The organism is Hydrogenophaga sedimenti (assembly GCF_051857515.1).
Classification (GTDB): Bacteria; Pseudomonadota; Gammaproteobacteria; order Burkholderiales; family Burkholderiaceae_C; genus Hydrogenophaga.
The window spans coordinates 180,053-198,655 of the sequence record NZ_JBPZHA010000008.1 but is presented as its reverse complement, the minus strand read 5'-3'; the positions used below and the strand labels follow the sequence as shown (position 1 = coordinate 198,655).

At 66.2% G+C, this 18,603-nt stretch carries 17 protein-coding genes; 8 read left to right on the top strand and 9 right to left on the bottom strand.

Going from position 1 to position 18,603, the window contains the following annotated elements:
- The first annotated feature begins 42 nt into the window (after nucleotides 1–42).
- On the top strand, nucleotides 43–1,098 hold the full coding sequence (locus tag ACS5NL_RS14780; protein WP_439354667.1) for an NAD(P)H-dependent flavin oxidoreductase: 1,056 nt from the start codon (nucleotides 43–45) through the stop codon (nucleotides 1,096–1,098).
- Entirely contained in the window at nucleotides 1,086–1,388 is a 303-nt protein-coding gene (locus ACS5NL_RS14775) for an antibiotic biosynthesis monooxygenase family protein (RefSeq protein WP_439354665.1), read from the top strand. Before ACS5NL_RS14780 ends, ACS5NL_RS14775 begins: the two co-directional genes overlap by 13 nt.
- Here ACS5NL_RS14775 and ACS5NL_RS14770 read toward each other — a convergent pair.
- On the bottom strand, nucleotides 1,385–2,524 hold the full coding sequence (locus ACS5NL_RS14770; protein ID WP_439354663.1) for a hypothetical protein: 1,140 nt from the start codon (nucleotides 2,522–2,524) through the stop codon (nucleotides 1,385–1,387). The genes ACS5NL_RS14775 and ACS5NL_RS14770 overlap by 4 nt on opposite strands.
- 65 nt (nucleotides 2,525–2,589) lie before the next feature.
- Between ACS5NL_RS14770 and radA the strand changes: the two genes are divergently transcribed.
- From radA to ACS5NL_RS14750, 4 genes are all read left to right on the top strand, one after another.
- The gene (radA, locus tag ACS5NL_RS14765; protein ID WP_439354661.1) at nucleotides 2,590–3,966 is read left to right on the top strand and encodes a DNA repair protein RadA; all 1,377 of its coding nucleotides are present in this window, start codon (nucleotides 2,590–2,592) and stop codon (nucleotides 3,964–3,966) included.
- 61 nt (nucleotides 3,967–4,027) lie between these two features.
- Entirely contained in the window at nucleotides 4,028–4,423 is a 396-nt protein-coding gene (locus tag ACS5NL_RS14760) for a glycerate kinase (protein ID WP_439354659.1), read from the top strand.
- Between the two features lie 63 nt (nucleotides 4,424–4,486).
- Entirely contained in the window at nucleotides 4,487–5,425 is a 939-nt protein-coding gene (locus ACS5NL_RS14755; protein ID WP_439354657.1) for a branched-chain amino acid transaminase, read from the top strand.
- A gap of 12 nt (nucleotides 5,426–5,437) precedes the next feature.
- Nucleotides 5,438–5,644 (top strand): zinc-finger domain-containing protein, encoded by a 207-nt coding sequence (locus tag ACS5NL_RS14750; RefSeq protein ID WP_439354654.1) that lies wholly within the window; start codon nucleotides 5,438–5,440, stop codon nucleotides 5,642–5,644.
- A 309-nt stretch (nucleotides 5,645–5,953) separates the two neighbouring features.
- Here ACS5NL_RS14750 and ACS5NL_RS14745 read toward each other — a convergent pair whose 3' ends face one another.
- Nucleotides 5,954–7,207 (bottom strand): HAMP domain-containing sensor histidine kinase, encoded by a 1,254-nt coding sequence (locus tag ACS5NL_RS14745; RefSeq protein ID WP_439354652.1) that lies wholly within the window; start codon nucleotides 7,205–7,207, stop codon nucleotides 5,954–5,956.
- Nucleotides 7,204–7,935, bottom strand: coding sequence for a response regulator (locus tag ACS5NL_RS14740; protein ID WP_439354650.1), 732 nt, complete (start codon nucleotides 7,933–7,935; stop codon nucleotides 7,204–7,206). The genes ACS5NL_RS14745 and ACS5NL_RS14740 overlap by 4 nt, the downstream gene beginning before the upstream one ends.
- A gap of 80 nt (nucleotides 7,936–8,015) precedes the next feature.
- Between ACS5NL_RS14740 and ACS5NL_RS14735 the strand changes: the two genes are divergently transcribed.
- A complete protein-coding gene (locus ACS5NL_RS14735; RefSeq protein ID WP_439354648.1) occupies nucleotides 8,016–9,560 on the top strand; it encodes a class I adenylate-forming enzyme family protein in 1,545 nt (514 codons plus the stop codon).
- Here the strand turns inward: ACS5NL_RS14735 and ACS5NL_RS14730 are convergent.
- Nucleotides 9,526–10,977 carry an AmpG family muropeptide MFS transporter gene (locus ACS5NL_RS14730; RefSeq protein WP_439354646.1) on the bottom strand — a complete coding sequence of 484 codons (1,452 nt, stop codon included), beginning with the start codon at nucleotides 10,975–10,977 and terminating at the stop codon, nucleotides 9,526–9,528. The genes ACS5NL_RS14735 and ACS5NL_RS14730 overlap by 35 nt on opposite strands.
- A 59-nt stretch (nucleotides 10,978–11,036) precedes the next feature.
- Between ACS5NL_RS14730 and ACS5NL_RS14725 the strand changes: the two genes are divergently transcribed.
- Complete coding sequence (locus ACS5NL_RS14725; RefSeq protein ID WP_439354644.1) at nucleotides 11,037–11,918, top strand: M48 family metallopeptidase; 882 nt, start codon at nucleotides 11,037–11,039, stop codon at nucleotides 11,916–11,918.
- 9 nt (nucleotides 11,919–11,927) lie between these two features.
- On the opposite strand, the gene ACS5NL_RS14720 is transcribed toward ACS5NL_RS14725, so the two are convergent.
- The 5 genes from ACS5NL_RS14720 to ACS5NL_RS14700 all read right to left on the bottom strand — a co-directional run bounded on the left by ACS5NL_RS14720 (nucleotide 11,928) and on the right by ACS5NL_RS14700 (nucleotide 17,931).
- The gene (locus tag ACS5NL_RS14720) at nucleotides 11,928–13,880 is read right to left on the bottom strand and encodes a vanadium-dependent haloperoxidase (protein WP_439354642.1); all 1,953 of its coding nucleotides are present in this window, start codon (nucleotides 13,878–13,880) and stop codon (nucleotides 11,928–11,930) included.
- Nucleotides 13,881–13,993: 113 nt separating this feature from the next.
- Nucleotides 13,994–15,607, bottom strand: coding sequence for a T6SS phospholipase effector Tle1-like catalytic domain-containing protein (locus tag ACS5NL_RS14715; protein WP_439354640.1), 1,614 nt, complete (start codon nucleotides 15,605–15,607; stop codon nucleotides 13,994–13,996).
- A 22-nt stretch (nucleotides 15,608–15,629) separates the two neighbouring features.
- The gene (locus ACS5NL_RS14710) at nucleotides 15,630–16,322 is read right to left on the bottom strand and encodes a hypothetical protein (protein WP_439354638.1); all 693 of its coding nucleotides are present in this window, start codon (nucleotides 16,320–16,322) and stop codon (nucleotides 15,630–15,632) included.
- 71 nt (nucleotides 16,323–16,393) lie between these two features.
- Nucleotides 16,394–17,179: an SGNH/GDSL hydrolase family protein gene (locus tag ACS5NL_RS14705; RefSeq protein ID WP_439354636.1), complete on the bottom strand. Its 786-nt coding sequence runs from the start codon at nucleotides 17,177–17,179 to the stop codon at nucleotides 16,394–16,396.
- 71 nt (nucleotides 17,180–17,250) lie between these two features.
- Complete coding sequence (locus ACS5NL_RS14700) at nucleotides 17,251–17,931, bottom strand: hypothetical protein (RefSeq protein ID WP_439354634.1); 681 nt, start codon at nucleotides 17,929–17,931, stop codon at nucleotides 17,251–17,253.
- Nucleotides 17,932–18,603: the final 672 nt, after the last annotated feature.

Below are 18,603 nucleotides of genomic sequence, written 5' to 3'. Positions count from 1 at the left end.
GGGATTACCCGGAGACCGCGGCCGGGAGGACAATCCCGCTGCATGAAGACCTTGCTCGCCCTGCTGGGCACCGAAGTCCCCCTCATCCAGGCCCCGATGGCGGGCGTGCAGGGCGCGGCGCTGGCGATCGCCGTCAGCAACGCCGGCGGCCTGGGTTCGCTGCCCTGCGCGATGCTCTCGCCCGAGGCGCTGCAGACCGAGCTGACGGCGCTCGCCCGGGGCACGTCGCACCCCTGGAACATCAACTTCTTCTGCCACACGCCGCCGGTGCCGGACGCCGGCCGCGAAGCGCGCTGGCGCGAGACGCTGGCGCCGTTCTATGCCGAGGCCGGGCTGGACATCACCGCCGTGCCGGCCGGTGCGGGTCGGGTGCCGTTCAGCCACGCGGTGGCCGATGTGGTCGAGCCCTTCCGCCCCCCGGTGATGAGCTTTCACTTCGGCCTGCCCGCACCCGACCTGCTGGCTCGCGTCAAGGGCTGGGGCAGCGTGGTGCTGTCGTCGGCCACGACGGTCGACGAGGCGCGCTGGCTGGTTGCGCACGGTGCGGACGCAGTGATCGCACAGGGCGTGGAGGCCGGCGGCCACAGAGGCATGTTCCTCTCGGACGACCTGACGACACAGTCCGGCACCTTCGCCTTGCTGCCGCAGATCGTGGCGGCCGTCGACCTGCCCGTGGTTGCGGCTGGCGGCATCGCCGACGCGGCCGGCGTGGCCGCCGCGCTGGCGCTGGGCGCCTCCGGCGTGCAGGTCGGCACCGCCTACCTCTGCTGTCCCGAAGCCACCACCAGCGCGATCCACCGCGCCGCGCTGCAGAGCGATGCCGCCCGGCACACCGCGCTCACCACCCTGTTCACCGGCCGGCCGGCGCGCGGCATCGTCAACCGCGTGATGCGCAGCCTCGGCCCGCTGAACCCGGCCACGCCCGCCTTCCCGCTCGCCACCGCCGCCATGGCGCCGCTGCGTGCACACCACGAGTCGCAGGGCAGCGGCGACTTCTCGCCGCTGTGGTCCGGCCAGAACGCCAGCGGCTGCCGCTCCATCCCGGCGGCCGAACTCACCCGCGAACTCTCGCAAGGATTCATCGAATGTTTGTTGTGATCTTCCGGGCCAAGGCCCGCGCCCTCGACGCCGAATACAGCGCCATGGCCGCACAGATGCGCCAGCTCGCGCTCACGCAGTTCGGCTGCCTGGACTTCACCGCGGTCACCGAAGGCAACCAGGAAATCGCCCTCTCCTACTGGCCCGACGAAGCCGGCATCCGCGCCTGGAAGCAGCACACCGACCACCTGATGGCACAGAAGCTGGGGCGCGAGCGCTGGTACGCCAGCTACACGGTGGAGATCGCCGAAGTGACGCGGCGCTACTGCCACCCGGCGGCACCGGGCTAGAAGTCGTCGTCGGGGTCGCGGTCCGCGCGGGGCTGGCGCGGCGTTTCGCGCTGCCGGTTGAGCCAGCGCTTGAGCGCCGCGGGCTCCCGCACCTGGTCCAGGTCGTGCTCCAGCTGTGCCACCGCCGACTCCAGCGCGCCCACCTGCGCCAGCAGTTGCTGCCGGAGCGTGTTCGGATTGGCCACCTGGCCGGGCGGCAGATCGAATTCGGCCGCCAGCTGTCCCTGCCGCGCGGCGCGCTCGCGCTCCAGCTCGGCCACCTGCTGCTTGAGCAACAGGGTCAGCGCCGCCAGCTTGTCGTCGGCCATGCGCGAGACCGCGGCCGGGTCGGCCAGCTCGGCGCGCAGCTGGATCTGCATCAGCGTCACCAGGTCCTTGCGGCCATAGGCCGCGTTGGCCTCGCTCATCAGCGCGGTCTTGCGCAGGCGCTCGGTCTCATCGGGCTCGCGGTCCGGGTGCAGGGCGCTGGCCAGCTGGCGGAACAGGGTGCGCAGCTGCGTCTCGGCATCGGCCTGCTGCGCCTGTGCCTGGACCAGCCCGGCACCCGGCTTCTGCCGGGCCTTGCGGGCTTTCGCCTTCGCCTGGCGGCGCGCCTGTTCTTCGTCCCGTGATTCGCGCAGCCGCGCCATGCCGGCGCGCAGCAGTTCCTCCATCGACACATCCTCGTCCGCGCCGTCCAGCGGCTCGCCCAGCACGGCTTCCAGCCGCGCCCGCATGGCGTCGGCCGCGGCCTGCTTTTTCTGCGCCAGGGTCTGGCGGCTGTGCCGGTCGTGCAGCGCGGCCATGGCGGTGTCACCCTCCTCGGCCAGGCTCTGCGCCAGCCGGCACAGGGCCTCGGTCGCTGCCTCCTGCTGCAGGCGGCTCAGCGCCTTGCCCTGCAGACACGCGGCCAGGTCCAGCGCCAGCGCGCGCATGCCCCCGCGCCGCCGCTGCTCCAGGGGCGTGACCCAGCGCTGCCGCTCGGCCCGGTGCAACTGGGCGAGCGTGTCCAGTTCGGCCAGCTGCTCCTTGAGCTTGTCGACGCGGGTGAGCTGGAGGTTGAAGGCCCGCACCGCGGGCGAAGGCGGCTGCCCGCCGGGTGGCAGCACGCGCAGGCCGGCGGCCGGTGGCGCAAGGGGTTCTTGGGGTGCGGACAAGGAGGTACCGGAGATGCGGGGTGGGCCAGGGCGGCCCGGCGGGACTCGACTATATTGCCTGCCACATGGCCAAAGAAAAGACGATCTACACCTGCAACGAATGCGGCGGCACCAGCCCCCGCTGGCTGGGCAAATGCCCGCACTGCAACGCCTGGAACACCTTGATCGAGTCGGTCGCCGAATCGTCGGCCCCGGCAAAAAACCGCTTCGCCTCGCTGGCCAAGACGGCCGAAGTCACGACCCTGGCCGACATCGAGGCCACCGACGTGCAGCGCACGCCCACCGGCCACGACGAACTGGACCGCGTGCTGGGCGGCGGCATCGTGGAAGGCGGTGTGGTGCTGATCGGCGGCGACCCGGGCATCGGCAAGTCCACCCTGCTGCTGCAGGCGCTGGATTCGCTGCAGCGCCTGGGCCAGAAGACGCTCTACGTCACCGGTGAGGAGTCGGGCGCCCAGGTCGCGCTGCGCTCGCGCCGGCTCGGGCTCGATGGTTCGCAGGTCAGCGTGCTGGCCGAGATCCAGCTGGAAAAGATCCTCGCCACGCTGGCCCACACCCAGCCGGCCATCGCGGTGATCGACTCGATCCAGACCGTGTACTCCGAGCAGCTCACCAGCGCGCCCGGCTCGGTGGCGCAGGTGCGCGAATGCGCAGCGCACCTGACCCGCGCGGCCAAGGCCAGCGGCACCGCGATCGTGCTGGTCGGCCACGTGACCAAGGAAGGCGCGCTGGCCGGTCCGCGCGTGCTGGAGCACATGGTCGACACCGTCCTGTATTTCGAGGGCGACACGCATTCGAGCTACCGCCTGATCCGCGCGATCAAGAACCGCTTCGGCGCGGTCAACGAGATCGGCGTGTTCGCGATGACCGAGCGCGGCCTCAAGGGCGTGAGTAACCCGAGCGCGATCTTTCTCTCGCAGCACGCCGAGCCGGTGCCGGGCAGCTGCGTGCTGGTCACGCTGGAAGGCACGCGGCCGATGCTGGTGGAGATCCAGGCGCTGGTGGACAGCGGCGGCCCGTCGCCGCGGCGGCTCTCGGTCGGCCTGGACCGCGACCGGCTGGCCATGCTGCTGGCCGTGCTGCACCGCCACGCCGGCGTGGCCTGCATGGACCAGGACGTGTTCGTCAACGCGGTCGGCGGCGTGCGCATCAGCGAGCCGGCGGCCGACCTGGCCGTCATGCTGGCCATCACCAGCAGCCTGCGCGGCAAGGCCCTGCCCAAGGGCTTCATCGCCTTTGGCGAAGTCGGGCTGGCCGGCGAAGTGCGTCCCGCGCCACGCGGTCAGGAGCGCCTGAAAGAAGCCGCCAAACTGGGTTTTTCGGTTGCGGTCGTGCCCAAGGCCAACGCGCCCAAGCGCAACGACAAGGCCTTCGAGGGCCTGACCATCCACGCGGTCGAGCGCATCGAGGAAGCGATGGAGTTGGCTCGAAGTCTCGCTTGAGCCGCCCTGTCTACGCAGATTCCGCAGTGGCAGACAACGCCAGGTTGCCGACAATCCGGGTATGAACTTCCAGCGCTTCGCGATTCCTGTCCTGATCATTGGCCTGCTCGCGGTCGCCTGGCGCAGCTACGGCTGGCCGGGCATCGCTGCCGTCGGCGGCGGTCTGGTGATGTGGCTGCTGCTGCATGTCACGCGGCTGATGACCGTGATGCAGCGCGCCGCCAAACGCCCCATCGGCTCGGTCGCTAGCGCCGTGATGCTCAACGCCAAGCTCAAACCCGGCGCGACGCTGCTGCACGTGATCGCGATGACGCGCTCGATCGGCGAGCGGCTGTCGGCCGAGGGCGAACAGCCCGAGCGCTACCGCTGGACCGACGGCAGCAACTCCTCGGTCACCGCCAGCTTTGCGGGCGGCAAGCTCACCGACTGGCAGCTCTCCCGCCCCGCCAGCGACTAGAGCCGGCGCCAAGGGGCGCCGTAAAATTGCGGGCTGACCGACAAATCCCACAAAGGACCCCGCATGAGCCCCGTGATTCCCTCGATGTCCGACCGCGACGGCAAGATCTGGATGGATGGCCAGATGGTCGACTGGCGCGACGCCAAGATCCATGTGCTGACCCACACGCTGCACTATGGCTGCGGCGCCTTTGAAGGTGTGCGCGCCTACAAGACCGCCGACGGCACCGCCATCTTCCGCCTCGAAGAACACACCGACCGCCTGTTCAACAGCGCCAAGATCCTGCGCATGAAGCTGCCGTTCACCAAGGAGGAAGTGAACGAGGCCCAGAAAGCCGTGGTGCGCGAGAACAAGCTCGAATCCTGCTACCTGCGCCCGCTGACCTGGATCGGCGACAAGAAGTTGGGCGTTTCTCCCAAGGGCAACACCATCCACCTGATGGTCGCGGCCTGGGCCTGGGGCGCCTACCTGGGCGAAGAAGGTCTGAAGCGCGGCATCCGCGTCAAGACCAGCAGCTACACCCGCCACCACGTCAACATCACCATGACGCAGGCCAAGGCGGTGAGCAACTACACCAACTCCATCCTGGCCAACATGGAAGTGACCGACGAGGGTTACGACGAAGCGCTGCTCCTGGACAGCTCGGGTTTCGTGTCGGAAGGCGCGGGCGAGAACATCTTCGTGATCAAGAACGGCGTCATCTACACGCCCGACCTGTCGGCCGGCGCCCTGAACGGCATCACCCGCAACACCATCTTCCACATCGCCAAGGACCTGGGCCTAGAGATCATCCAGAAGCGCATCACCCGCGACGAGGTCTACATCGCCGACGAAGCCTTCTTCACGGGCACGGCCGCCGAAGTGACCCCGATCCGCGAACTCGACCGCATCGAACTGGGTTCGGGCAGCCGCGGACCGATCACCGAGAAGATCCAGTCGGCCTTCTTCGACATCGTCAACGGCCGCAATCCCAAGTACGCCCACTGGCTCGCCAAGGTCTGAAGGAACAACCCCATGAGCAAGATGCAAGTCGAACTCGCCGCCGCCGATCTGAACCACCAGGGCGGCGTGTTCTGCCCCAGTCCCAAGGCGGACATGAAGCTCTGGAACAGCCACCCGAAGGTGTATCTGGATGTGGCCAAGACCGGTGAAGCGCGCTGCCCGTACTGCGGCACCGTGTACCGTCTCAAGGCTGGCGAAGTGGTCGCTCACAGTCACTGAGCATCAGGCCCGGCCCAAAAAAAAGCCACCTTGCGGTGGCTTGGAAGTCCTTGGAAGGACGTCGTTGGGAGATCGGTACTGTGGCAACGGCGGGACCACACGGCCCCACCGTTGCGATGAATGTTGTGACAGCAACCGGCAAATTGTGCGTTGCGGCATGTGTTTCGACCATCCCCTGTTTGGGGGAGAAATGTGGTCCTTTGTTGCAATTTGCCCGGTAAACAGGCAACAACTCACCACAAAATGCCTCGGCCCGTACGCAAGCGTGACAAATTGCACAGTTCGCTACCGAACACAATTTACAGGTAGTTACATCGGAAGCTCGACCACGAACCGGGCGCCACCGCCGGAGCGGTCTTCACAACGCACGGTACCGTGGTGCCGGATCGCGATCGAACGCACCAGCGACAGGCCCAGGCCCACGCCGCCGACGCTCTCGCTGGCGCCAGGCAGGCGGTAGAACGGTTCAAAGATGCGCTCGCGCAGTTCGGGCGGGACACCGGGCCCCCGGTCCTCGACGCAGACCCGGATGCCGGTTACACCTGTCGCGCCAGCACCACGTTCGATGACCAGGTGCGCGGGCTCGGCGGGACCGGTGGCACCCGGCCGCTGGCCATAGCGCCGCGCGTTCTCCAGCAGGTTGCGCAGCAGCCGCCGCAGCAGCTTGGGATGCCCCTGCACCAGCACCGGGGAAATGCCCTCCGCCACGTCCAGATCGGCCCCGGTGCGCGCGCACTCCTCGGCCGCGAGCCCCACCAGGTCCACCTCTTCGGTCGGCCCCAGCGCCGAAGCCTCGTTGGCGTCGCGCAGATCCAGCCGGCTGGCCATCAGGATTTCGTCGATCAGCTGGTCCAGCTCGTCGATGTTGCGTGCCACTTCGGCCCGCTGCCCGGCACGCGCCGGATCGTTGCCCAGCAGCTCCAGCCCGATGCGGATGCGCGCCAGTGGCGAGCGCAGCTCGTGCGACGCGTTCGCAAGCAGTGTCTTGTGCGACAGCATCAGCGACTGCACACGCTCGGCGGCGGCGTTGAAGCGCTCCCCGAGAAACGCGATCTCGTCGCGACCACTGACCGGCAGGCGTGTGCTCAGGTCACCCTGCCCCCAGCGCTCGACGCCGCGCTGCAGGACTTCCAGCCGCTTGGTCAGGCGGCGCACGATCGGATACGCGCCCAGCGCCACCGCCAGCGCCACGAGACCGAGCATCCAGACAAAACCGAACGGATCCTGCAGCCCGAACATGCCGCGCCGCGCGCCGACCGGAGGCGCCCCCGGCGGCCGGTTCGGTCGCGGCAGCTGGATGTACAGCGTCTGCCCGTCCTTCATCTGCACCTGGAATTCCAGTCCCTGGCCGGGCACCCGGATCGCCTGCGCCGGCGCCTCGCCGACGATTTCCCCGGCGCCGTTGCGCAGCACGATCTCGCGCGCCACCCGCGCGTCGCGCTCGGCGCGGTCACGGTCCAGTGCCATCTGCCAGAGCCAGCCCACCACCAGAGTGAGCACCGCCACGGCCGCCACGATGGCCAGCCAGATGCGCAGATAGAGTTTCTGGCCGAGGCTGTTCATTCCTGCTGCTTCGCGAACACGTAGCCCACGCCACGCACGGTGAGGATGCGCTTGGGCTCCTTGCTGTCGGCCTCGATCGCGTTGCGGATGCGGCCGATGTGCACGTCGATGCTGCGGTCGAACGCCTCCAGCTCGCGCCCGCGCACCGCTTCCATGATCTGGTCGCGCGTGAGCACGCGCCCGGCGCGCTCTGCCAGCGCCACCAGCAGGTCGAACTGGTAGGAGGTGAGGTCACAGGCCGCGCCCGCCACCTGCACGGTGCGTGCGTCGCGGTCGATTTCCAGCGAACCGAAGCGCAACACCGGTGTCGCGCGGGTGGTGGCCACGGCCGCATTGGCATCACCACGGCGGCGCAGCACGGCGCGGATGCGCGCCAGCAGCTCGCGCGGCTCGAAGGGCTTGGGCAGGTAGTCGTCGGCGCCGATTTCCAGGCCGATGATGCGGTCCATCGGATCGCCCTTGGCGGTCAGCATCAGCACCGGCACCTTGGCGTTGCCGTTGGGCAGCGAGCGGATGCGCCGGCACACTTCGAGGCCGTCGATGCCCGGCATCATCAGGTCCAGGATCACCAGCTCGGGCTGCAGCAGCGGCAGCTGTTCCAGCCCACGCTCGCCGTCGGGCGCGTGCGTGACCGCGTAGCCGGACTGGGCCAGGTACTCGGTGACCATCTGCGCCAGACGCGCATCGTCTTCGATCATGAGGAGGCGGGTGGGGGTCGGAGCGTTCATACAGGCAGTTTATAGACCCGGATCGGGCATGGTCGCCTGCGCGCGTGAAGCCTTTGCATCCCTCACGTAAAGTTGGCGGCATGTTTGCGCCCACCGCCCCCACCCTGCCCGCCCCCTCGCTTCACGAACTGTTGCAGCGCCGCGCGCAGGAGCGGCCGGACACCACGGCCCTGGACCACCTTGACCCGGCCAGCGGTGCCCGCAGCGTCCTGGGCTATCGCGAGCTGCTGGCCTTGACCGACCGGCTGGCGGCCGGGTTTTCGGCCCATGGCGTGGTGCGCGGCGACCGCGTGGCCTGGCTCGGCCTGAACCACCCGCTGCAGATCGCGGCCCTGTTCGCGCTCGGCCGGCTCGGCGCCGTGCTGGTGCCGCTGAACCACCGGCTGGCCGCCGCCGAATGGACCGCCGTGCTGGCCGACTGCACGCCCCGGCTGCTGGTGCACGACGCGGGGTTCGCCGAAGCGGCGCGCGTGCTGTGCACTTCGGGCCACCCGAAGCCCGTGCTGCAGGACACGCTGGCCGCGTTAGACGCTCAGCACCCGTTGCCTGCGCCCGCGGCGAACGCCTTGGCCGAGCCCGCGCTGCTGGTCTACACCTCCGGCACGACGGGCACGCCGAAAGCGGCGGTGCACACGCAGGGCAACCTGCTGGCGAACATGGCGATCGCCGCGCAGGTGCAAGGCATGACGGACGGCGACACCGTACTGACCGTGCTGCCGCTGTTTCACGTCGGCGGCCTGTGCATCCAGACCCTGCCGGCGCTGTCGGTCGGCGCCCGCGTGCTGCTGCACACCCGCTTCGACCCGACTGCCACGCTGCGCGCCATTGCGCAGGACCGGCCGAGCCTGACGCTGCAGGTGCCGGCCACGCTGCAGGCGCTGACCGCGCACCCCGACTGGGCGTCGACCGACCTGTCCTGCCTGCGAACGGTCTGGGCCGGCTCCAGCGTGCTGCCGCCCGAGCCGCTGGAGGTGTTCATGGCGCGAGGCGTGCCGGTCAGCAACGTCTACGGCAGCACCGAGACCGGGCCGTTCTCGATCGCGCTGCCACCCGACGAAGCGGCGTCGCACATCGGCTCCTGCGGCTGGCCGGCCCCGGGCGTGGAGATCCGGCTGCTGGACCCGCAAGGCGCGCCGGTCGCGCCGGGCCAGGTGGGCGAGATCTGCGTGCGCGCACCCAACGTGGTGGCGACCTACTGGCCCGACAAGCCCGCGCTCGACGCCGAAGGCTTCTTCCACAGTGGTGACCTGGCCCAGCAGGCGGCCGACGGCAGCTACGCGGTGGTCGGCCGCGCCAAGGACATGATCATTTCCGGCGGCGAGAACATCTACCCGGCCGAGATCGAGAACCTGATCGCCACGCACCCCACGGTCGCCGAATGCAGCGTGGTCGGACAGACGGACGCACGCTGGGGCGAGGTCGCGGTGGCGGTGGTGGTGCTGCGCGATCCGCAAGGCGCGGACGACGACTGGGAGGCGCCACTGCGCGCGTTCATCGACGGCCGGCTGGCGCGCTACAAATGGCCGCGCCGCTGGGTGCGCCTGGACAGCTTGCCGCGCACCGCGCTGGGCAAGGTGCAGAAAGCCAGCCTCAAGGCTTTGCTGGAGACACCGGCGCCGAACTGATTCGGGTAGCGAGCCAGATCAGCACCAGCACCGGAAGACCCAACAGAGAGGTCGCGGTGAAGAAGGTCGGGTAGTCGTAGGCGTCGACAAAGGCGCCCGAATAGCCCGCCAGCCACTTGGGCGCCAGCAGCATCATCGAGCTGAACAGCGCGTACTGCGTGGCCGAATAGCTGACGTTGGTCAGGCTCGACAGGTAGGCGATGAACGCCGCCGAGGCCACGCCCGCGCTCAGGTTGTCGGCCGAGACCACGGCGATCAGCGCCGTCACGTCGTGGCCGTGGTGCGCGAGCCAGGCGAACAGCAGGTTGCTCGCAGCCGAGAGCACAGCGCCCAGCATCAGCACCCGCATCACCCCCAGGCGCAGCGACAGCGCGCCGCCGATGAAGGCGCCGACCAGGGTCATGATCACTCCATAGATCTTGGTGACCGCCGCCACCTCGTCCTTGGTGTAGCCCATGTCGACGTAGAACGGGTTGGCCATGATTCCCATCACCACGTCGCTGATGCGGTAGACGCCGATCAGCGCCAGGATCAGCAGCGCGTGCGTCCCATAGCGCTTCAGGAAATCCGCGAAGGGCTCGACGAACGCGCCCTTGAACCACTCGGCGGCGTTGCGCGAGGGCGGCAGTTCGACCTGCGCCGGCTCGCGCGAGAACAGCACCGTCACGACGCCGACCAGCATGCTCGCAGCCATGACGAGGTACGCCGTGGTCCAGGCGGCGTTCTGGTACAGCGCCCCCGGTGCCGGTTTGACCGCGGCAGCAGCAGCGGCCACAGCCGCGCCGGCCTGCGACACCGCCACATCGGCGGCCTGCGCCACGGGCGCCACCTCGGCCCGCGCCGCCAGCCACAACACACCCGCACCGGCCCAGATCATGGCCAGTCGGTAACCGGTCTGGTAGGTCGCGGCCAGCGTGCCCTGGTGCGCGGCGTCCGCCGACTCAATACGGTAAGCGTCGAGCGCGATGTCCTGCGTGGCCGAGGCAAAGGCGACCGCCAGCGCACACCAGACCACCATGTCCAGCCCGCTGCGCGGATCGGCCACCGCCATGCCCGCCAGCGCCACCATGATCAGCCCCTGCGAGACCAGCAGCCAGCTGCGGCGCCGCCCCATCGCGCGCGTCAGCAGCGGAATCGGCAGCCGGTCCACCAGCGGCGACCAGACCCACTTGAAGCCGTAGGCCAGGCCCACCCAGCTCAGGTAGCCGATGGTGGTGCGGTCCAGCCCCGCCTCGCGCAGGCGGAAGCTCAGCGTGCCCAGCACCAGCAGCAGCGGCAGACCGGCCGAAAACCCCAACGCGAACATGCGCAGGCTCGCGGGTTCGAGATAGGCCTTGAGGGTTTCGCCCCAACCGGGCTTGCGGTCGGCGGCGGCGCTGTCCGCGGCCGACGCGGGTGTGACGGAAGACTCGTTCATGAAAGGGGCGGGCCCGTGGCCCGGATGCGGGCGACAGGCCCTTTGCCTATTATTGGACCATGTGCTTCCTCTGCGACCTCAAGCAACGCGCCGCCGCCCCGTCGGCGGATTCCTCCACGCCCGAACCCGCGGGCCACGGCCCCTGGCAGGCCCGGCGCGGCTTCCTGCTCGCGGCGGCCTCGGCCGCGGCGGCCCCGGCCATGGCCCAGGTCGACGTGGGCAAGGCGTCGGGCATGCGCAAGCTGATCCCGGCCGAACAGATCGAGCAGATCGGCGCCCAGCAGTTCGTGGCCACCGTCAAGGAGGCCCAGGCCAAGAACGCGCTGGTGCCGCAGAACCACCCGCAGACCCAGCGCCTGCACACCATCGCGAAAAAGATCATTCCGTTCGCCGGCGCCTGGAACCCGCGCGCCAAGGACTGGAAGTGGCAGGTCGCGCTGATCAACAGCGACGAGATCAACGCCTTCTGCCTGCCCGGCGGCAAGATCGCGTTCTACACCGGAATCCTCAACAAGCTGCAGCTGTCCGACGACGAGGCCGCGATGATCATGGGCCACGAAATGGCGCACGCGCTGCGGGAGCATGCGCGCGAACGCATGGCCAAGAGCAGCGCGACCAACCTCGGCCTGCGCCTGGGTTCCGAACTGCTGGGTCTGGGCAACCTCGGCGCCCTGGCGGCCGACATGGGCTCGCAGCTGCTGACCCTGAAGTTCAGCCGGGAAGACGAGAGCGAAGCCGACCTGGTAGGCCTCGAACTCGCCGCCCGCGCCGCCTACCAGCCCACCGCCAGCGTCAGCCTATGGCAGAAGATGGCCAAGGCCGGCGGCGGCGACGGCATTGCCTTCCTCTCCACCCACCCGAGCGGACCGGAGCGGATCAAGCAGCTGCAGGTGAATGTGCCGAAGGTGCAGGGCTTGTATGAGGCGGCGAAGAAGGGGTGATGCGCCGGTTCATTCGATCTGGACCTGGCCCTGGGAAATACGGACCACCTGCCGGTCGAAAGAACGGAAGGTAAAGGACACCGGGCGCTCCGCATACTCCAAAGTCCGCTTGCGCAGAATCTCGATAGCGACCTGCTCACCCAGCCGCAGACTGCGGGTGTTGTCACTCCGCCAATGCACACCACCCATGCTTCGCCCCATGGCGACATTGCTGGCGATCTTGTTGAGCTCACCACCGATGGTCATTTGACCGGCATCCTTGCCTTGGTATTCCGCCGGCTCACAAAAGGCCTCCAGACCACCGCCTTTGCTGCGATACCCTGGCTGCAACAACATCCACTGATCCATTGGCGGATCCTTGAGGTCCTCACTGGCCAGACCAAAAAGGTCTGCCAGCTTCGCGTCCTCATCGAACCAGGCTTTGAGCACGGTGACGCAAGCGCCCGCGACAGTGGCATGTCCCGCCCCATAGGCCGGGTGGCTCGGCGAACCTGCTGAAAACGCCATGGGCAGGAACAAGGTGGCTTCCCCACCATTCAGCAACTTGTTGTGGGCCATCACTTCGGCCCACGTTGTCTTGAGTGCTTTGCCGAACTGTGGGGCTCCATGCACCACATGAGGCAAGCCGTAGTCACGCAGGCAACCACCGTACCCGTTGTGTTGCATCTGCAGCAGACCGCCATAGGCCTCCGGGCGCCCCCTGCGATGCACCAGCCATTTCTGACGCCAGACGACCTTGAGGGCGCGGCTGGCCACTTCCGAAACCAGGGTCAGAAGGTCTGGGCCACCCAGTGTCGCGAAGCCCCCTTCCCGCGAATAGCGTTTGCCCCGATAGGGGTTGCCAGCATCCAGAATGGAATGGGAAGCAGGCAGCGCTCCGTTCAGACCGTCCAAAAATAGCGCCGCATTGAAATAGGCCTGGTGCAGCGCATCGCGGTTCACAAACCGGGCAAGGTCGCGCACGGTGGAGATGTAGCGCGTGATCACCCTGCCGTCGGGCTCTCCGTTGTCCGTCGGGTAGTACGGGCTGTCGGCACACCTGAGCTGATCCGCGTAGTGGTTGCAGTTGCCGTAGTCACGGCCGTACTTGTCCAGTCCGGTGTTTTGAGCCAATAGCCAGTCGCTGTGCATTGTCAGAAAGTCGCGACGCGCCTGGTAAGGAACGATCCTCTGGTCAATCGTCTGCGCGCCATACCGGATCGGTCGCAGAAAGAACTGGCTCACGAGCGGACCTAGGTTCTCCCCCATCAGACCGGAGCGAAACAGGGTTTGCACATCGATGGCGGCCCCACCCATCCCCTCCTGAAGATCTAGCGGTGCCCGCAGGCGGCCAGGATCGGTGTCGAGGCGCACCGCGCAATCAAACACGTCGTTCACCGCTTTGCAGGCCGTCCGGACGCGCTTGTCCAACTGGTAGCCAAGTTCACTATCGTGATCGGACAAGGAGGCCGCCTGGCAACCCGACTGGGGTGCCTTGGCGGGCTGGGTCGGGTCGCTCTGAAATGCCAGCAGCGGCGCATCACGCAGCAGCGCCATCCAATAAAGCTCCACCATCTCTGCGGCGGCACTGACGGACAGACAGCTCGGCGCGGGTGGCATGTTCTGCGCTTTCGGGTCTAACCCGTGCGTCTCGGTGGAAGCACCCGCCATCGGGCTGGTGAACTTGGCTGCGGACCTGACCATCAACTTGTCCACACAGTTCGCGAACGCACTCTGAACTTGCGTCTGAACGAGCTTCTCACTCTGTGCAGGGAAAGGTGCTGTCAATGGGCCCGACGGCACCTCTTCGAAATTGCCCGGCGCGCCCGCTTCGACCGCCATGCATGTGCGCTCAAACTTTCGATAGGCGGCAGCTTCGACCTCGCCGAACTCGTTGTGCGGCAAGGTCTTGTGGAAACTGCCCATGAAAAGTCCATCGGTTGTCACCAGACTTTCGTCGGCATTGGGTAAGGGAAACGTCATGTCATCACTCCTTGAGGTTCTGGGTTTTCACATTGACCCGCGCGTTCAGACCGACAACCCTGCAGCAAAAGCGCCGCGGTCCGTTTCGCGCAAGATGCGTTTGGGTCGAAGGTTCACGTTCTCCTCCGCACCCATGCGGAGCCTTCAGCCCACAAGCCGAACAGCCCGAGGGCTGCCGCCCCCAAGAAGGCCAGGCATTTGATCCACGCCGCAACCGACAGGCAGAGGGCGGTCAGGCAGATCCAGAAGCCCGTGCCAGGCGCTTCCCACATGTACAGCGCCGTCAACAGGTTTTCAGAAAGGTCGGCGACGAGGTAGACCGGCAATGCCATGCCCAAGAAGGTGAGCCACCGAGGCACCAATTCGCCAGCGCGCCTCTGTCCTGCGAGCCGCGCGAAACCCGCGCTGCCGGCCAGGCAGAGACAAAGCGCGAGACCGGATATGAAACCCATGTCAACCAGCAGATGCCTGATCACATGAAGGGGCTCCGCGGGCAACTCTCCACCATGCCCAAACCCTACGAGGAGCTGCCACTGTGGTATTGAGGAGCCTCCTGGAATCTCACCGAGGCCTTGCCAGGCCAGGAGCGTCACTCCCAAGGCGAGCATCCAAATCAGGATGCGCGCAATTCGGCCTCGTTGCCAGACCGAAGGCAACGGCTTCTCGCCCACTGGGACCTGCCCGCTCCAGCCCGAGGGAGGCAACAAGGGCGACAGTGATCCGCCCTCACGCCGCGCGCATTGACCGAGCAGAGCCCAGAGCACGCCGGTCTGCAATTCGGAGTGCACCCGTATGTCTGCCGGGGTCGCACCGCTTGGAGGCCGATAGCTTCCCAGGCGCAACCCGCAAGCCCTGGCCTCTTCCACCATCCAGGCCAGCGAGAGGTCGCTCAGTCCGGACTCCTGGTATCCGCCGCCGATGTCGCTGTGGCAGCCAGGGAGCGCTACCTGCTTGTGAGTGCCCTCGCACTTGTGTCCATCCACCCGCGCGGTGTGACTGCCAACGTCGCACTGATACAGGCGAGGCCGAAACTGGCGGCGGTGTTCATCAAGTGCCAGCACGTGGCGAACATGCAAGAAGCACTTGTCGGCAAGGCCGTTGCCGTTGCGGATGCGACGTGAAAACAGCGGAATGGGCAGACCGACTTCGTCCACCGTGTCCCAGACCCCCACGAAATGAATGAAAAGGCGGCGAGCTCCTGTCATAGTTCGCGCCTGTACCAATGTGGTGTGGTCCCTTCGCATTCCAGCGTTACCGGAAGAAAAGTACCGCTCAATCAGGATAGGCAGCAAGTGCAACTGGTCCGGTTGCGGTAGCCCATACTGGTTGATCACCCCGGCCACAGCGCGCGCGGTAAAAGCCCCACGCGAGAAGCCAAAGAGATAAATCTGATCATCGGCTTGGTAGTTCCGGGCCAGGAAGGTGATGGCTTGCACCATGTTTTCAAACACGCCATCGCCAAACGCCAAACCCCAAAGACGCGCCAGATAACCCTTGAACTGGCTCCACAGCGTCGCCTCCGGCAGATTGACCGCAGCGCCCACGCCGGGGTCGTACCACACGAGCTGGCCCACATCGTTGGCGTTGTGGGTCCTCAAGCCCTGAGCAAGCTTGAGAACATTGGTATCGCCCACGCCCCCATTGAGAGTGTTGTTGGTACCGTCGCAGAAGACGAGAAGCTGGCGTGCGCCGGAATTCACTTCGGCCGGTTGGTCGGAGGTGTTCATGAGCGACTTCCGGGAGATAGAGTCAACGCCGGCACTTACCATCAACAAGACGTCTGTCGGGGAAGTACCGCAAATCGGTCAACCGCGTGGGCGCCTTGCAGTACGTCCAAGCCACCACTGCATTCTTTTGCAGCGAAATTTCTCCGCCGGGGTCCAGTTCCTGCTGCCCGAAACGTTGCTCCTCACAAAGGATGTTGGTGGCCTCCGACCGGTCGTTGGGAATGAAGCACCAGCCCAGACTCACGCGTTTGGAGCACTCGCTGTATAGCGTCGATCTCACGGGACTGACAAAGACGCAGTTGGCGTTGTCATCTCGCGGCTCAGGTTTGCGTTGGGTGACGACATTGCCAGGCAGTGTTGAACTCGCCTTCGACCCGGTTTCCAACTGTTTGAGCGCTGCCAACGAGCCGCACAGCCCCATCCTTGAGCCAATCTGGATCAACAAAGTCCAATCTTTGGGGTTGGCCAACACCTTCCTCGCCTCCTGGATGTTGTCCTGCAAGCCCGCGACAGTCGGCGGCGATCCGGCGCCTTCCTCAAAGTTGATCTGGACCTTTCGGGAGGTGAGCTTCCCTCCCAACCCTTCGGACTCAGACTGAGCGTCGTAGGCGCGCGCGTCGGCGGCACATCCGGCCCAGGCGGCAGGCCAGTTGACGGATTGGGCTTGAGCCAGTCCCGCAAAGACAAGCAAAAGACAGATGATCAAACGCTTCATGGTGCAACTCCTTGAGGGAAAGAATGTTGGTAATCGCCAATGCAAATTCCAGACACTGAGCAGGCCAGCGGTCAGGCCAGACCCGCCGTCTCCAGCACAGGTCGCCAGGACATCTCCGCGACGATCTCGAAGCCCTTGCTGGTGGGATGCAGCTCATTGGCCCAGAGGTGTGGTTTGAGCACCCCACGGCTATCGACCACATGGATGTGTCCCGGATCGGTCGCCTCGATGCTCTTGAGCTGCCGATAGAACTCATCGACCATGTGGCGCATGCACTCCGCCTGCAGTGCGGGCGGCACCTTGGCCGCGTCCAGCGCCGACTTGAGCCATGCGTGGCTAGAACCGCCGAAGCCGATCCCGCTCGGAATCGCGTAGTCGTAGGTGTGGACAACGATGTGGCAATCCGGGCCCGTCCGCGTCCAGATCTGTCCGATCAAGTTTCGGTAGTGGTTGTTGATGGACGACATGAAGTCGGCCAGCCCCGACGTGCCGGTCCAAAAGCACTGCTCCGGGGTCGTTGCCGCGCTGCAGTCCAGGTTGAGCAGTGGCCTCAAATCACCGTAGCCCGCGAAGTCGTTGCCACCGCCGCTGACGAACACGGCCGACAAGGCGTCACCGTATAGCCGGATCGCTTGCCGGACGTGGTTCTTGTAGCGCCCTACCGTGAAATCGGCCACCTCGGCACCGTTGTTGCCGATCGCCAGGATGTTGTGGCTCTTGGGTGCGACCATCGGACCCAGATGGTTGACCAGGCTCCCGCCAAACGCCGGGTACCAGAACCAGGAATCGCCAATCGCGAGGATCGAGGCGGTCACGTATTGGTCCTGCATGACACGGGGATCGTGAAAATAGTTCATGACAACTCCTGCTGATGGGAAAGACTCAGGTGTGAGCGATGCAGCTCAATCGGTTGAAAGATCGGCAGCACTCACCGCCGGCACTTGCCGTTGAGACCGACGCCCTTGACGTACTGAAGGTCCGCCACCCGCTTGGGTGACTTGCACGTGGTCCAGGCGATCAACGCGTTCTCTTGCAGGGCGATCCGTTCTCCTGGATCCAGCTCCGCCTGGCCGAATTTCTGCTCATCGCAGTGGATCGATGTGGACGCGCTCGGGTCGTTGGGTACAAAGCACCAGCCCACACTGACCCTGGTCGAGCATTTGCTGACCAGCGATGAGGTGGATGGGTTGACGATCACACAACGGTCGTTTTCGACTTGCGGTTCGCGCTGGGCCACGGGGTTGCTGGGCGCAGCAGCAGCCTGGGTCGATCCGCCCTGCAACTGGTTGAGGGCGGCGGTGGTTCCACACAGCGCCAGCTTGGAAGACAGCTGGATCAGATCGGCCCACTTCTTCGAGTCGCGCAGAACGCCCCGGTCTTCGTCCATCTTGGCGCGCAGCTTCGCAGCAGTGGGAGGAGTTCCCGTGACCTCCTCGACGTATCGCATGACTTTGCGGGCGGTGTGCTCCGGCGTGCTCTGGCGGCGAGACTCGGCGTCGAAGGCACTGGCTTCGGCTGAACACCCCGACCAAGCCCGGTTCCAGTCGAAGGATTGGGCGTGGGCCATGCCCACCATCAACCCCGCAAAGACCAACAGCAATCGCTTCATGATTCACCTCGATTCGTTGAACGAGGTCTGCTGGCTAAGCCGAACAAACCTCAGGCTTGGAAGGCCTTCAGGTTCTCAGCTTTCGAGGGGAATTTCTTCACCTGTTCAGGTGGGAGATGCAAGCTGACTCGCTGAGTACTACATACGGGGCATTCAGCGCTTGCATGCCCCCATCCATTGCGGGTCGAGGTCAAGTCGATTCGCGTGAATCCGTTTGCGAACAAGAACGCCCCACATCACCTCGCTGAAACGCAGCGGGCGGTGTGGGGCGCAATGGTTGGATTGCGTGCTGCAGCTCGACGCGAACGACTTGTCACGCTGGCACATGCAGGGATGTGTGACCCCAATCAGGACCCACCACCCAACGAACGAGTAACACTGCCGGTTCCTGGAGATGTGGTCGAAGGAGATGGATAGGTTGCGCCACTGGGCAAAGTCGGTCCAGCTCCCACCCCCAAGATTCCCGCAACAAGGAATCGCGCCTCAGATTCATTAACCTGGCTATTTGCTGGCATCGGGATAGGTCCCCAGACGCCGCGGCCTCCGTTCAGCACCTTGGCCGCCAAAGCAGGAACGTCATTGGCGGTGTAGCGCGTGCGCACCCAGTTGTAGGCTGGGCCCACAAGCTTCTTGTCCCAGGCGTGGCACGTGAAGCAGTTTTTTTGGCGCAGT

Bases quoted from the DNA above. Each gene is read 5' to 3' on its own strand.
- ACS5NL_RS14780 (WP_439354667.1), top strand. From the start codon at position 43: ATGAAGACCTTGCTCGCCCTGCTGGGCACCGAAGTCCCCCTCATCCAG.
- ACS5NL_RS14775 (WP_439354665.1), top strand. From the start codon at position 1,086: ATGTTTGTTGTGATCTTCCGGGCCAAGGCCCGCGCCCTCGACGCCGAA.
- radA (WP_439354661.1), top strand. From the start codon at position 2,590: ATGGCCAAAGAAAAGACGATCTACACCTGCAACGAATGCGGCGGCACC.
- ACS5NL_RS14760 (WP_439354659.1), top strand. From the start codon at position 4,028: ATGAACTTCCAGCGCTTCGCGATTCCTGTCCTGATCATTGGCCTGCTC.
- ACS5NL_RS14755 (WP_439354657.1), top strand. From the start codon at position 4,487: ATGAGCCCCGTGATTCCCTCGATGTCCGACCGCGACGGCAAGATCTGG.
- ACS5NL_RS14750 (WP_439354654.1), top strand. From the start codon at position 5,438: ATGAGCAAGATGCAAGTCGAACTCGCCGCCGCCGATCTGAACCACCAG.
- ACS5NL_RS14745 (WP_439354652.1), bottom strand. From the start codon at position 7,207: ATGAACAGCCTCGGCCAGAAACTCTATCTGCGCATCTGGCTGGCCATC.
- ACS5NL_RS14740 (WP_439354650.1), bottom strand. From the start codon at position 7,935: ATGAACGCTCCGACCCCCACCCGCCTCCTCATGATCGAAGACGATGCG.
- ACS5NL_RS14735 (WP_439354648.1), top strand. From the start codon at position 8,016: ATGTTTGCGCCCACCGCCCCCACCCTGCCCGCCCCCTCGCTTCACGAA.
- ACS5NL_RS14730 (WP_439354646.1), bottom strand. From the start codon at position 10,977: ATGAACGAGTCTTCCGTCACACCCGCGTCGGCCGCGGACAGCGCCGCC.
- ACS5NL_RS14725 (WP_439354644.1), top strand. From the start codon at position 11,037: ATGTGCTTCCTCTGCGACCTCAAGCAACGCGCCGCCGCCCCGTCGGCG.
- ACS5NL_RS14720 (WP_439354642.1), bottom strand. From the start codon at position 13,880: ATGACGTTTCCCTTACCCAATGCCGACGAAAGTCTGGTGACAACCGAT.
- ACS5NL_RS14715 (WP_439354640.1), bottom strand. From the start codon at position 15,607: ATGAACACCTCCGACCAACCGGCCGAAGTGAATTCCGGCGCACGCCAG.
- ACS5NL_RS14710 (WP_439354638.1), bottom strand. From the start codon at position 16,322: ATGAAGCGTTTGATCATCTGTCTTTTGCTTGTCTTTGCGGGACTGGCT.
- ACS5NL_RS14705 (WP_439354636.1), bottom strand. From the start codon at position 17,179: ATGAACTATTTTCACGATCCCCGTGTCATGCAGGACCAATACGTGACC.
- ACS5NL_RS14700 (WP_439354634.1), bottom strand. From the start codon at position 17,931: ATGAAGCGATTGCTGTTGGTCTTTGCGGGGTTGATGGTGGGCATGGCC.